The sequence below is a fragment of the Xanthobacter sp. DMC47 genome (genome assembly GCF_056313845.1).
The window spans coordinates 2,201,100-2,214,443 of record NZ_JBQUZM010000001.1; the positions used below are offsets into that span (position 1 = coordinate 2,201,100).

A 13,344-nucleotide genomic window follows, 5' to 3' on the forward strand; every position below is an offset into this window, starting at 1 on the left:
TCGCCAAACCCGTTGCTTGAACCGGCGACCTACGTCGCCAAAGCTTGCCTACTGAACCGGCGCCTACGTCGCCGAAACTGGCGTACTGAACCGGCGACTTACGTCGCCGGCTTGGGCGCAGGAGCGGCAGCCTCGGGATTGGCCGGAGCGGGGGCCGGCTTGGGCTTCGGCTTCGGCGTGGCCGAGCTGCCGGCCGCGACCGCGCCCTGCGGCTGGGCGGGCTTCTTGTCGGCGCTGGCCGCCGGCTTCTTCGCCGCATCCCCGCTGGCTTTAGGCTTGTCCGAAGTGGAGGCCGACTTGCTGTCGGGCTTCGACCCGGCGCCGGCCTTGGGCTTCTTCGGCGGGTCCGGTTCGTAGGCGGTGGCGAAGTCCTCCACCGCATTGCGCGTGCCCACATAGACCGGAACCGGCGGCATGGAGGGCGGCAGGGTCTGCAGCAGCTCGGCACCGGACTTGGGCAGCGCGGGCGTCGCAAAGGAGAAGCTGGAGCTTGCCTGCGGATCCGGCTCGTCGTCCGCCTCGGAGGCGGTCACGGCGCGCTTGCCGCCGCACACTTCCGCCCGCATGTCATAGATCGGCCCGCCGCTGTTGGGGATGGCGGACAGAAGCGGGGCTGCCGCGCCGAACACCGACCAGGACGACTGGAAGCCCTTCTCGAACATCAGCGCCGCCTGCTCCGTGCGGGCGGTGCCGGAGCGGGCACCGAGGATGACCGCGATGAGGCGCTTGTTGCCGCGCGTGGCGGTGGCGACGAGATTGTAGCCGGAGCCGCAGACGAAGCCGGTCTTCATGCCGTCCGCGCCGGGATAGCGGTCGATCAGGCGGTTGTAGTTGCGCAGCACCACCTTGCCGATCTTGATGGCCGGGATGCGGAACAGGGCTTCCTGCTCGGGAAAATGATAGATGATGGCGCGGGCGAGGATGGCGAGGTCGCGGGCGGTGGTCACCTGCGCCGGGTCCGGCAGGCCGTTCGGATTCTCGAAATGGGTGCCGGTCATGCCGAGGTGCGCGGCGGTGGCGTTCATCTCGGCGACGAAGGCGGGCATGGAGCCGGCGACGCCCTCGCCCACCAGCCAGGCCATGTCGTTGGCCGACTTCACCAGAACCATCTTCAGGGCATTGTCGAGGGTGACGACGGTGCCGACCTTGAAGCCCATCTTGGAGGGCTGCTGGGCCGCCGCAGCCGGCGAGACGGTGAGCGGCGTGTCGAAGGTCAGGCGACCGTTGCGCACGGCGTTAAGCGCGACATAGACCGTCATCAGCTTGGTGACGGAGGCGGGATGCCAGGGGCGCCCGGCCTCCTTCTGCTCGATCACCCGGCCGGTATCGGCCTCCACCAGCAGGATCGGGTTGGCGCGGGCCGGGGCACCGGCGGCAAGCACAAGCCCGAAAGCGGCCAACAGGCAGCCTACAAACGAGGCTCGGAGGGCGAAACGTGATGTCGTGGGCGCCAACCGATCCGCTCCCTGTTGAGAAATCGCGCGCAGGAACTGTCCTTCCATAACCGGTTTCGCTTGCGCGGAAAAGGCGGAAGGACGCGGACTGCCGGTCGGGCACAGGTGGAAGCCAAACCTAGTCTGCCACAATTCGGCCGCACTCCTTTAAAGCGCGAAACCTTTACCATGAAGACTTCAGCTTGTCCTTGACGGTACGCAATGCTCGGCCGCCGAAGGCACTCATGTCTCGACGATCACCGCGGGTGCCGGCTGCCGGGTCTCTTCGGCACCGGCCATGAACTGCGCTCGGGCCAAGGCCGCAAAGCGGCCGCCGAGGCGCACCAGCTCCTCGAACGTGCCGGCCTCCACCACCTCGCCGTGCTCGAACACCAGGATGCGATCGGCATTGCGGACGGTGGCGAGGCGGTGGGCGATGACGAAGGTGGTGCGACCCTTCATCACCTCGTCCAGCGCCGCCTGGACCTTCACCTCGGTGGCAGCATCGAGCGCGCTGGTCGCCTCGTCGAGGATGAGGATGGGCGGGTTCTTCAGCAGAGCGCGGGCGATGGAGAGCCGCTGGCGCTCGCCGCCGGAGAGCGCGCGGCCGCGCTCGCCCACCACCGCCTGGAGGCCGAGCGGATTGCGCTCCACCAGTTCCAGCGCCTGCGCGCGGGCCAGCGCCTCGCGCATCTCCGCCTCGGTGGCGTCGGGCTTGCCCACCTTGAGATTGTCGGCGATGGAGCGGTTGAACAGCAGCGGCTCCTGGAACACCACGCCGATGGCGTGGCGCAGGGAGGAGAGGGTGACGTCCCGGATGTCCTCGCCGTCGATGCGGATGGCGCCGGACTGGGGATCGAACACCCGGTGCAGCAGCGCGAGCGCGGTGGACTTGCCCGCCCCCGTGGTGCCCACGAAGGCGAAGGTCTGGCCGGGCGCGGCGTGGAACGACACATCCCCCACCGCCGTGCGCTTGCCGTCATAGGAAAAGGACACGTCGTCAAACGTCACGTCGCCCTTCACCGGCGGCAGGGGCTTGGCCCCCGGCCGGTCGCGCACCGCGCCCACCGTGTCGAGCACCTCGAAGAACTGGGCGAGCTGCGGCGCCGACATCATCAGCCGGTTGAAGAAGGACACGGTGTGGTCCAGCCGGCCGATCAGCATGTTGGCGAAGGCCACATAGGTGACGATGTCGCCGATGTTGGCAAGGCCCTGCATGTAGAGCCACGTGCCGATGAGCAGGATGGCGAGAATGGTGAGCGTGGTCGCGGCGCGGGTGGCCATGGACACCATTGCCCACCACGACAGCACCGGAATCTGCACCGCCAGCACCCGGTTCACCGTGTCGCGCAGGCCGGAGACCTCGGCCTCCGTGCGGGTATAGCTCTGGATGACCGCCACGTTGCCCAGCGCGTCCGAGGTCTGCTCGGCGAGATCGGAATTGTATTCCTCCACCTGCCGCTGCATCGCCTCGGTGCGGCGGATGACATAGGCGGTGATGGCGCCGAACACCGCCATCAGCACGATCAGCACCAGCCCCAGCCGCCAATTCAGGTAGATGCCCACCGGCACGAGGATGACGAGGGAGAGGATCGCCGCGCAATCCTCCCGGAAGAAGGAAAGCCAGAGCCCCCACAGGGCATCGACGCCCTCCAGCATCACCTTCAGCAGGCGGCCGGAATGGGTTTCCCCGTGGAAGCTCAGCGGCAGTTGCAGCACATGCTCGAAATACTGGGTCAGCACGCCCAGCCGGCGGCGATGGGACAGCCGGTCGGCGTGGAGCGAGATCAGCACCCCGGCGCCGATGTTGAACAAGCCGAAGCACACCCAAGCCGCCAGGAGCGGCACGAGGTCGTCCGTGTGCGGCAGGCGCTGGGCGGCCTGCGCGCTCGCCAACGCATCGATGATGCGGCCGAACAGGATGGGCTCGGCAAACTGCGACACCGCCAGGGCGAGGTTCGAGCCGGCCAGCAGCGCCCCCAGCCGGGCCTCCGGCCCGAGGAGGCTGATGGTGCGGGCATAGACGCGCAGAAGGCTCATGCGGACGGGCTCCGGTCCCTTTCCGGCAGAAAAGCGAAGGCGGGGCCATGATGCAAGGGGATGGGACAAATCCGCCGGTGCGGCACCTCGCTTGACATTCGCCGGCCCGGTCGCAGTCTGCACACAGCTTTGGCGGGGGTCTCGATTGGGCGAGGAACAGGCGGCGCACGCGCAGATCGCGACATCTCATGCGCCGGACCATGCCCTCGCGGCCAGAGCCGCGCGCATCCTTGCCCGGCATCGCGACACCATCAAGGTGCGCAAGCCCCATCTGGCGGTGGCGAACCTTGCCCGCATCCTCGGCGCGGCGCTGACACTGGCCAACCGTCACGGCTTCCACGCCATGACGCTGCGCCAGCTGGCGGAGGAATCCGGCCTCAGCATGGGCGGGCTCTATTCCTACCTCGACAGCAAGGACACGCTGCTCCTCATGATCCTGGAGGAAGTGGCGGAGGCCGCCGAGGGCGCGCTTGCCGGGGCGCCGGAGGCGGTGCGCGCGGACCCGGCCCGGCACCTTGCGTGGCTGATCGAGCGCCACATCCTCCTCACCGAGGCCATGCACCCCTGGTTCGTCTTCGCCTACATGGAGGCGAAGGCCTTCCCGCCCGAAGCCCGCAGGCGCGCCGTGGAGAGCGAGCGCACCACCGAGCGCATTCTTGCCGATGCCATCGCGGAAGGCATGCGGCGCGGCACGTTCGCGGCCGGCGATCCTCTGTTCGCGGCGACGCTCATCAAGCCGTTGCTGCAGGATTGGTATGTGAAGCGCAGCAAATATCGCGAGCGCGGCATCGAGGCACCGGCCTATGTGGCGCAGGTCAACGCCTTCGTGCTGAAGGCGCTGGCCTGACCGATCAGATGAACGCCGCCGCCCGCGCGGCGAAGGCCTCGGCGAGGCGGCCGGTGTCGGCGGCACCCTCGGCAGCGGCATTGCCCGCCTTCGCCCGCGCGGCGATGCCCTCGAAGATCACTGCCCAGCGGAACAAGGCGAAGGCCATGTGGAAGTCGGTGAGTTGCGCCCCATGGGTCGCCGCCGCCTGATAGGCTGCGACGAAATCCGTACGCGCGGGAATGCCCAGCGCATCGAGGTCGAGCCCGTCGATGCCGCCATATTCTTCCGGCCGCGACACCCAGGCCATGGCGCAATGGGCAAGGTCCGCCAAGGGGTGGCCAAGGGTCGACAATTCCCAGTCCAGCACCGCCACCACCTCGGGACGGGTGGGATGGAACATGAGATTGCCGATGCGGTAGTCGCCATGGGCGATGCGGCTCGTCTCGTCCGCTGGCACATGCGCCGGCAGCCACGTGACGAGACGGTCGATGTTTGCGTCCTCGCGGGTCTTGGAGAGTTCCCACTGGCGGGTCCAGCGCGCGATCTGGCGGCTGAAGTAATTGCCGGGGCGGCCGAAATCGGACAGCCCCACAGCGTCGGGCTCCACGTTGTGCAGGGCCGCCAGCGTGTTGGCCATGGCCTCGTACATGGCCCGGCGCTCCTGCGGGGACACGCCCGGCAGGGTGCAGTCGTGGAAGACCCGGCCGTCCACCTTCTCCATCACATAGAAGAGGGTGCCGATGACGGACTTGTCCTCACACAGGGCAAGCACGGGCGGCACCGGCACGCCGGTCCCGGCCAGCGCGTGCATGATGCGATATTCGCGGTCCACCGCATGGGCGGAGGGCAGCAGCTCCCCCGGGGGCTGCTTGCGCAGCACGAGGGCGCGATCGTCATAGGTGACGAAGAAGGTCGGGTTGGACTGACCGCCCGAAATGGCCTCGAAGCGCGGCGTGCCGGTGAGGCCCGGCACGCGGGCCTTCAGCCAGGCGTCCAGCGCGGCGGCATCGAAGCCGAGGGAGGAGGCCGGTGCGCTCACGCAGTCCCTCCCGCCACCGGCCAGTTCCAGAAGCCGTCGCCTTCCTTCTCCAGGAAGCGGTTCAGCACCATTTCGTGTACCGCATCGGCTCCGTCCACGATGCGCGCCTGACGGGCGTAGCGGTAGATCCACTCCAGGACCGTGTCCTTGGAATAGCCGCGCGCGCCATTGATCTGGATGGCGGTATCGGCGGCGAGGTGCAGGGTGTTGGCGGCCTTGATCTTGGCCATGGAGATTTCCTTGCGGGCGAGCCCGCCGCGATCAAGCTCGAACGCCGCTTTCATGACCAGCAGGCGGCCGATCTCGATCTCCATGGCGATGCGGCCGAGCATGGTCTGCACGCTCTCGCGATCGGCGAGGCGGATGCCGAACCCCTCGCGCACCGCCGCATAGTCGCGGGCGATGGCCACCGAGCGCATGGCAAGGCCGAGCCAACGCATGCAGTGGGTGAGCCGCGCCGGGCCGAGGCGGATCTGCGTGACCTTCAGGCCGTCGCCCTCCTTCATCAGCACGTCCTCGGCCGGGATGGTGAGGCCGTCGAACTCCAGCTCGCAATGCCCGCCGTGCTCCTCCGGCCCCATGATGGGGATGCGCCGCACGATGCGCCAGCCCGGCGCATCGCGGTGGAAGGCGAAGGCGGTCAGGCCCTTGCGCGCATCGTCCGAGGTGCGGGCGACGATGATGAAGTGCGCTGCCTCCTCCGCGCCGGTGATGAACCACTTGCGGCCATAGATGCGATAGGAACCGTCCGGCTGCTTCTCGGCGCGGGTGAGCATCATGGAGGGGTCGGAGCCGCCGCCGGGGTGGGGCTCGGTCATGACGAAGGCGGAGCGCACCTCGCCGCGCGCGATGGGGGCGAGCCAGCGGGCTTTCTGGTCGGGGGTGCCCACCTCTTCCAGCACCATCATGTTGCCGTCGTCGGGGGCCGCGGAATTGAACACCACCGGGCCGAAGATGGAGCGGTTCATCTCGGTGTAGCAGACCGCCATGCCCATCCGCCCGACGCCGAGGCCGCCGTTCTCCGGCTTCAACTGGAGGCACCACAGCCCATCCGCCTTCGCCTTGGCGCGCAGGCGCTCGAGCGGCGCAGCGGCGATGTTCTCGTGGGCGTCGTAGGCGGCGGGATCGCTTTCGAGCGGGATGATCTCATCCGTGACGAAGGCAGCGATGCGGCGGCGGAGGTCTTCCAGGGCCGGCGAAATGGTGAAGTCCATGGTGCGCCCTCGGGATGCGATGAGAAAAACGAGCGAGCGCTCGCTTTTTATATCGGCCACACGGCGTTTGCAACGGCCGCCGCCTGCGAAGGCGGCGGTCGGGCCCGCGGAAGCCCGCTCCGCGGGCGCGAAGTCACTCGGCCGGTGTCTTGGATGCGGCGGCGCGGGCCTTGGCCTCGGCCTTCTCGGCCGCCGCCTGCTCCTTGCCGGCGATGCGCAGGCTCAGTTCGCGGGCGCCCAGCAGGGTCAGGGCGAAGGCGAAGGGGACGATGTAGTAGAACAGCCGGAACACCAGCAGCGCGCCCAGAAGCTCGGCCTTGTCGAACTGCGGCAGCGCGACGAGCAGCGCCGCGTCGAACACCCCGAGACCGCCCGGCGCGTGGCTGGCGAAGCCGAGCAGGGTGGCGGTGACGAAGATGACCGCGAGGCTGATGGGGTCGATATAGGGCGAGGCCGGCATCAGCATGTACATGGCGGCGGCGCACAGGCTGAGGTCGAGGATGCCGATGCCCACCTGCAGCAGGGTGGTGGGGCCGCGCGGGAGCGTGACGAACCAGGTCGAACGGCCGATGGTGCGCGGCGCCAGCGATACCCAGGTGACGTAGGCCACCAGCGCACACAGGGCGCCGACGCCGATCAGCCGGTTCACGAAGGGCGGCAGCTGGTCCACGGCAGTGGCCGCCTCGGGATGCAGCGTGATGCCGAGGCCGAGCACGGCGATGTTTCCGAGCCAGAAGGTGAGGCCGGCGACGAAGCAGATCTTCGCCACATCGATGGCGCCGAGGCCCCAGGCCGAATAGATGCGGTAGCGCACCGAGCCGCCGGTGAAGACGGTGAAGCCCACGTTGTGCCCCACCGAATAGGAGCAGAAGCCGGCCAGCGCCGCCGTGCGGTAGGGCACATGGCCCTTGCCGATGGTGCGCAGGGCGAACCAGTCATAGAAGGTGAGCGTCAGATAGGCGCCGGCCACCAGGAAGAAGGCGATGGCGACGTCGCGCGGATTCTTCTCGCGCAGGGCGTCGAGCACGTCCGACCACTTGAGGTTGTGCAGCATCCGGTAGAGCACGACCGCCGCGAAGGCAATCACGATCAGGCTCAGGATGAAGCCGAGGCCGTGCAGCCCCACGCGTTCCTTGAAGAACGTCGATACTCTCACTGCCAAAGTGCGCGCAGCCATATCGTCACCGTTCCCCCCGCCCGCGACGACGTCGGACGCCCCTGTTGTAGTTTGCTCCCCTGCCCTATGGGGAGCATTTTTTTGCGGCGTCTCGGTCGTGGTCAGGCCGTCTTGGGGTTCGTGATACACTTTAGGCCCTGCCTGAGGCTGGGATCGGACTGGCCGCCGGTGCCGGAGCGTATGCTCAGAGCTTCACCGGATAGCCGATCTCCACCGTCCGGGCGCGCGGCAGGCCGAACCGGTCGACCGAACGCTCGGCATTGCGCGCGAGGAACGCGAAGACGTGGGCGACCACGTCCCTCAGCTTGATGACCTCGTCGGGCGGGATGATCCGCTCGTGGCCGATCACGTAGATCGCCGCATCCGGATCGATGCCCCGCGCGCTCAGCGCCGGACCCAGCACAGACGGCACGTCGATCTGCTGCATGTAGCCGAAGCGCAGATCGACCCGCACGAACCCCTCGTTGAGGGTGGTCACCTTGACCCGGTCCTCCACCGACACCCTGGGGCGGGCGGCGATCCAGACCGAGACGATCACCGCTTTCTCGAAGCGGACCTTCAGGAGATCTGCCATACGGGAAAGCGCCACGGGCGTCATCGCACCCGCACGAGACAGAAAGATGGCAGTGCGCGGCGCCTCCACATCGTTCACCCGGTCCTTGCGGGCGACGAAATTGTCCAGAGGCTCAGTAAAGCGCACCTGCTGGGCCACCACAGCTTCCAGGCCACGACGCCAGCTGACCATCACGAAGATGATGACCGCGGCGATGGAAAGCGGCAGCCAGCCGCCGTCGTGGATCTTGGTCATGTTGGCGGAGGCGAAGGCGAAATCCACCGTCAGCAGGCCGGCCGCCATGGCCCAGACCGCGAAGGAGGGCCAGCCCCACGCCCGCTTCACCTGGGCAATGAACAGGATGGAGGTTGTCACCATGGCGAACGCCACCGCGATGCCGTAGGCCGACGCCAGCCGGTCGGACGCCTCGAAGCCCAGCACCACGGCGATGCAGGCGATCATCAGAAGCCAGTTCAGCCGGCCCACATAGATGTGCTGCTCGTTGTGCTCGGAGGTGTAGCGGATGCGCATGGGCGGCAGGTAGCCGAGTTCGATGGCCTGCTTCGCCAGCGAGAACACGCCGGTGATGATCGATTGCGAGGCGATCACGGTCGCCGCCGTCGCGAGGAACAGCAGCGGGATGTCGAACATGTCGGGGCAGAGGTCGTAGAAGGGATTGCGGACCGCGCTCGGGTCCACCAGCAGGATGGCGCCCTGCCCGAAATAGTTGAGCAGCAGCGCCGGCATGGCCACGAACAGCCAGGCCCGCGCGATCACCGGCCGGCCGAAATGGCCGAGGTCCGCATAGAGCGCCTCGCCGCCCGTCACCGCCAGGAAGCAGGCACCGAGGATGACGCCGGCGAGCCCGGGATGCTGGACCATCAGCATGATGCCGTAGCGCGGATCGAGGCCCGCGATCACCTGCGGCGCCTGGAGGATGCCGTAGACGCCGAGCGCCCCGAGCGAACCGAACCACAGCAGCATCACCGGGCCGAAGAAGGAGGCGATGCGCTCGGTGCCCAGGCGCTGGGAGAAGAAGATGGCGAGCAACACCAGGCAGGTGAGCGCCACCACCCAGTGCTCCAGCTCCGGCGCGATGACCTGCAGGCCCTCGATGGCGGAGAGCACCGACATGGCCGGCGTGAGCACGCCGTCACCGATCAGCATGGCGGCGCCGAGCAGGCCGGCTGCAAGCAGGTACCATCTCAGGCCGATGGCGCTGCGATGGAGATCGAGCAGCGTCACGAGGGCGAGAATGCCGCCTTCGCCGTCATTGTCCGCCCTGAGCACGAGGAAGACGTACTTCACCGTGACGGAGAGGATGATGCTCCAGGTGATGAGGGACAGCAGGCCGAGCACGTCGGCGCCGATGAAATTGGTGCCGCCCACCGCCAGCACGCCCTGCTTGAGGGCGTAGAGGGGGCTGGTGCCGATGTCGCCGAAGACGACGCCGAGGGCGCCGATCTCCGCAGCGAACGGCACGGTGCGCGAACGGTCGCGGGAAAAGCTGGTGGACATGAAGGGCGGCTGCCTCTCAGCCGGGCGCGAACGTCAGGGGTGAGCGTGACGAACCGCGGCCGGCGCTCCGGCCGGCGGGGGAATGCGCATCGCAACAGGATGCTTCGCGCAGGTAGGCGCCTCGCGAGCGTCGCACGTAACCGTCCAAGGCCAAGCCCCCGCAACCAGCCCCCGCACATGCCCCGCTGCAGGTCTCGGCCCCGGTCATCCCGAGGCCCGAACCCGCCCCCGCTCCTCGCCGGAAGCCTTCGCCCGGAGCGCGGCATGCCCCGGATCGATCCGTTCCGACACCCCGCCGCATGGCGATCACGGAACCGGCTTCCCGCGCGTCGCGGGTCACCAACACCTATCCCCGTTCGCAGGTGAACACAATGCGGTGCCACACGGAGGCCGCGGAGCCCGCCTGAACGCAGAACGCCGGCCCCAGGGCCGGCGTTCGCGAAGCGTATGGAAAGACGCGATCAGACGCGATCAGTAACGATAGTGCTCGGGCTTGAAGGGGCCCTGCTGGGCCACGCCGATATAGGCCGACTGCTGGTCGGTGAGGCGGGTCAGCTTCACGCCGATCTTGTCGAGGTGGAGCGCCGCGACCTTCTCGTCCAGCGCCTTCGGCAGGGTATAGACCTTCTTGTCGTAGTGACCGGGCTTGGTGAACAGCTCGATCTGCGCCAGCGTCTGGTTGGTGAACGACGCCGACATCACGAAGCTCGGATGGCCGGTGGCGTTGCCGAGGTTCACGAGGCGCCCCTCGGACAGGAGGATGATGCGCTTGCCGTCGGCGAACTCGACCTCGTCCACCTGCGGCTTCACATTGTGCCACTTGAAGTTCTTCAGCGCCGCGACCTGGATCTCGCTGTCGAAGTGGCCGATGTTGCACACGATGGCGCGATCCTTCATGGCGCGCATGTGCTCCACCGTGATGACGTCCACGTTGCCGGTGGCGGTCACGAAGATGTCGGCGCGGGGCGCCGCCTCTTCCATGGTGACGACCTCGTAGCCTTCCATCGCCGCCTGCAGGGCGCAGATGGGATCGACCTCGGACACCATCACGCGGCAGCCGGCATTGCGCAGCGAGGCGGCCGAGCCCTTGCCCACGTCGCCGAAGCCCGCGACCATGGCCACCTTGCCGGCCATCATGACGTCGGTGCCGCGGCGGATGCCGTCCACCAGAGATTCACGGCAGCCGTACAGGTTGTCGAACTTCGACTTGGTGACGCTGTCGTTCACGTTGATGGCGGGCCACAGCAGCGTGCCCTTCTTCTGCATCTCGTAGAGGCGATGCACGCCCGTGGTGGTCTCTTCCGTCACGCCCTGGATGTTCTTGGCGAGGAGCGAGTACCAGCCGGGCTTGTGCTTGAGGCGGCGCTTGATGGCCGCGAAGAGGACTTCCTCCTCCTCGTTGGTGGCGCCGTCGAGGAAGGCGGTGTCGCCCTCTTCCGCGCGCTTGCCGAGGTGGACGAGCAGCGTCGCGTCGCCGCCGTCGTCGAGGATCATGTTGGGGGTGCCGCCGTCCGCCCACTCGAAGATGCGGTGGGTGTACTCCCAGTATTCCTCCAGCGTCTCGCCCTTGATGGCGAAGACCGGGGTGCCGGCGGCGGCGATGGCGGCCGCGGCGTGGTCCTGGGTGGAGTAGATGTTGCACGAGGCCCAGCGCACGTCGGCACCGAGCGCCTTCAGCGTTTCGATGAGCACGCCGGTCTGGATGGTCATGTGCAGCGAGCCGGCGATGCGGGCGCCCTTGAGCGGCTGCGCGGGACCGTATTCGGCGCGGGTGGCCATCAGGCCGGGCATCTCGATTTCGGCGATGTCCAGTTCCTTGCGGCCCCAGTCCGCGAGGTTGATGTCCTTCACCACGTAATCGTTGCTCATGGATCGCTCCGCTTGAGATCGGCTCGGGGCGGCACAGTGCGAGCCGCCAATCGTGGCGCGCCCAATAGCACGGCGGCCCCAACCGGGCAATAAGGATATAAAGAAATGCTTATATGATACCGGCGGGAGGCAGCGCAAAGCGGCACCGTGCAACGCGCCGCAAGTCGGCCGCGGTCAACGTCCAGTCGTCGCCCAAGTCGCGGCCCCTTACCGGCGAAGGTAAGGTTGGCGACACGCGCGCTTTGATTCCGACAAAAATTGTGATATACGTGACTTTACAGTCGATTGCTTCCAGCACCAGCCACATGGCGCCCGCAATGTGTTCGCGCACATTCCAGGGTGCATTCTCGGGAACAAAGGGGCGAGAATATTGTGCCGGCCGTTTTCCTGCGGCGCGGCACCAAGGCTGTCTGTACATCGTCTGGCAGAGCGGGGTGGCGGGCGTTCCGGCCGCGACCCATATCCGCAGCTGAAGGTGCGCGCCGTCCCGGGACCGGACCGGCCGGCCGGCGCACCAACAGGTTCGGCCCGTTTTCGCGGGCCGGATCAGGAGTGTCAAGAGCATGTCGGCAAAGAAGAACGCGCAGGCCCGTCTCGGCTTCAAGACGGGCGAGCACATTGTTTACCCGTCCCATGGTGTTGGCCGGATCATGGCCATCGAGGAACAGGAAGTCGCCGGTTTCAAGCTCGAACTCTTCGTGATCTCGTTTGAAAAGGACAAGATGACGCTGCGGGTGCCCCTCGCCAAGATCGCCAGCGTCGGCATGCGCAAGCTTTCCGAGACCAACATCGTCGAGAAGTCGCTCGAGACCCTGCAGGGTCGCGCCCGCGTCAAGCGCACCATGTGGAGCCGCCGCGCGCAGGAATACGAAGCGAAGATCAATTCCGGCGACCTCGTCGCCATTTCCGAAGTGGTGCGCGACCTGTACCGCTCCGAGGCCCAGCCCGAGCAGTCCTACTCCGAGCGCCAGCTTTACGAGGCCGCCCTCGACCGCATGGCCCGCGAGCTGTCGGCGGTGCAGAACATCACCGAGACCGAGGCCGTGAAGCTCATCGAGCAGAACCTCCTCAAGGGTCCGCGCCGCGGTGCCGCCAAGGTGGCGGACGAGGCCGACCTCGACCAGGACATGGAAGCCGAAGAGGCCGCCTGAGCGTCCAGCATCTGGCGTTCTGGGTCCAGTTTTACACGGCGAGCGACAGGAACCCGGCCTCAAGCCGGGTTCTTTTTTGCTTGTCCGGCGCCGGTCCCATGCCCCCATCGCCCTCAGCCCCTGTCCAGCCCGGATCAAGTTTTCGCGCGGCAGCCCGGGCGAGGTGTACGTGCCCCGCCGGCGCGCTATGATGGCAACGCTGAGCAGGCGGGGGCGCCGGCATGGAGACGTCTCATGCCCCCCTCATGTCCGCATCGGCGACATTCGCAACAAGATCAAGAACGCCCCGCCGGGGTCCGGCGCGCCTGCAGTGGCAGGCGTGGGCCGGGCTGCGCGCGCGGCATCGAGCAAGGAGGTCAGCTTGACGCCAAGACTTAGCAGCGGCGCGATCTGCGCCGGGCTGTGACCCGTGCGGCGCCGCGGTTTCCCCCGCCGGCGCAGCCGAAGCTCCCCGGCTGTCGTCTTCCCCGGACGGCAGCCGGTTTCATCTCAGGGCCAAGTTCATGTCCGGCTCAGGCCGG

At 67.6% G+C, this 13,344-nt stretch carries 9 protein-coding genes; 2 read left to right on the forward strand and 7 right to left on the reverse strand.

The genetic code is table 11. The annotated features are described in order from the left end of the window. Positions 1-98: 98 nt before the first annotated feature. Both ACT54R_RS10185 and ACT54R_RS10190 read right to left on the reverse strand, forming a co-directional pair. Complete coding sequence (locus ACT54R_RS10185) at positions 99-1,400, reverse strand: D-alanyl-D-alanine carboxypeptidase family protein (protein WP_476325910.1); 1,302 nt, start codon at positions 1,398-1,400, stop codon at positions 99-101. Between the two features lie 276 nt (positions 1,401-1,676). Then, positions 1,677-3,473: a glucan ABC transporter ATP-binding protein/ permease gene (locus ACT54R_RS10190; protein WP_476325912.1), complete on the reverse strand. Its 1,797-nt coding sequence runs from the start codon at positions 3,471-3,473 to the stop codon at positions 1,677-1,679. 145 nt (positions 3,474-3,618) lie between these two features. On the opposite strand from ACT54R_RS10190, the gene ACT54R_RS10195 reads away from it, so the two are divergent. Beyond that, complete coding sequence (locus tag ACT54R_RS10195; RefSeq protein ID WP_476325914.1) at positions 3,619-4,320, forward strand: TetR/AcrR family transcriptional regulator; 702 nt, start codon at positions 3,619-3,621, stop codon at positions 4,318-4,320. A gap of 4 nt (positions 4,321-4,324) precedes the next feature. On the opposite strand, the gene ACT54R_RS10200 is transcribed toward ACT54R_RS10195, so the two are convergent. The 5 genes from ACT54R_RS10200 to ahcY form a co-directional block, all read right to left on the reverse strand. Then, positions 4,325-5,341, reverse strand: coding sequence for a phosphotransferase family protein (locus tag ACT54R_RS10200; RefSeq protein ID WP_476325916.1), 1,017 nt, complete (start codon positions 5,339-5,341; stop codon positions 4,325-4,327). Next, the gene (locus ACT54R_RS10205; protein ID WP_476325918.1) at positions 5,338-6,555 is read right to left on the reverse strand and encodes an acyl-CoA dehydrogenase family protein; all 1,218 of its coding nucleotides are present in this window, start codon (positions 6,553-6,555) and stop codon (positions 5,338-5,340) included. Before ACT54R_RS10205 ends, ACT54R_RS10200 begins: the two co-directional genes overlap by 4 nt. A gap of 133 nt (positions 6,556-6,688) precedes the next feature. After that, positions 6,689-7,732 carry a lysylphosphatidylglycerol synthase domain-containing protein gene (locus ACT54R_RS10210; RefSeq protein WP_476325920.1) on the reverse strand — a complete coding sequence of 348 codons (1,044 nt, stop codon included), beginning with the start codon at positions 7,730-7,732 and terminating at the stop codon, positions 6,689-6,691. A 184-nt stretch (positions 7,733-7,916) separates the two neighbouring features. Then, on the reverse strand, positions 7,917-9,803 hold the full coding sequence (locus ACT54R_RS10215; protein ID WP_476325922.1) for a potassium transporter Kup: 1,887 nt from the start codon (positions 9,801-9,803) through the stop codon (positions 7,917-7,919). A gap of 471 nt (positions 9,804-10,274) precedes the next feature. Beyond that, a complete protein-coding gene (gene ahcY / locus ACT54R_RS10220; RefSeq protein WP_168458524.1) occupies positions 10,275-11,672 on the reverse strand; it encodes an adenosylhomocysteinase in 1,398 nt (465 codons plus the stop codon). Positions 11,673-12,235: 563 nt separating this feature from the next. Here ahcY and ACT54R_RS10225 point away from each other — a divergent pair. Next, positions 12,236-12,823 carry a CarD family transcriptional regulator gene (locus tag ACT54R_RS10225; RefSeq protein WP_168458525.1) on the forward strand — a complete coding sequence of 196 codons (588 nt, stop codon included), beginning with the start codon at positions 12,236-12,238 and terminating at the stop codon, positions 12,821-12,823. Positions 12,824-13,344: the final 521 nt, after the last annotated feature.

What these genes read in the sequence shown, in the direction of transcription:
- ACT54R_RS10190 (WP_476325912.1), bottom strand. Translation starts at nt 3,473, where the DNA reads ATGAGCCTTCTGCGCGTCTATGCCCGCACCATCAGCCTCCTCGGGCCG.
- ACT54R_RS10205 (WP_476325918.1), bottom strand. Translation starts at nt 6,555, where the DNA reads ATGGACTTCACCATTTCGCCGGCCCTGGAAGACCTCCGCCGCCGCATC.
- ACT54R_RS10210 (WP_476325920.1), bottom strand. Translation starts at nt 7,732, where the DNA reads ATGGCTGCGCGCACTTTGGCAGTGAGAGTATCGACGTTCTTCAAGGAA.
- ACT54R_RS10215 (WP_476325922.1), bottom strand. Translation starts at nt 9,803, where the DNA reads ATGTCCACCAGCTTTTCCCGCGACCGTTCGCGCACCGTGCCGTTCGCT.
- ahcY (WP_168458524.1), bottom strand. Translation starts at nt 11,672, where the DNA reads ATGAGCAACGATTACGTGGTGAAGGACATCAACCTCGCGGACTGGGGC.
- ACT54R_RS10225 (WP_168458525.1), top strand. Translation starts at nt 12,236, where the DNA reads ATGTCGGCAAAGAAGAACGCGCAGGCCCGTCTCGGCTTCAAGACGGGC.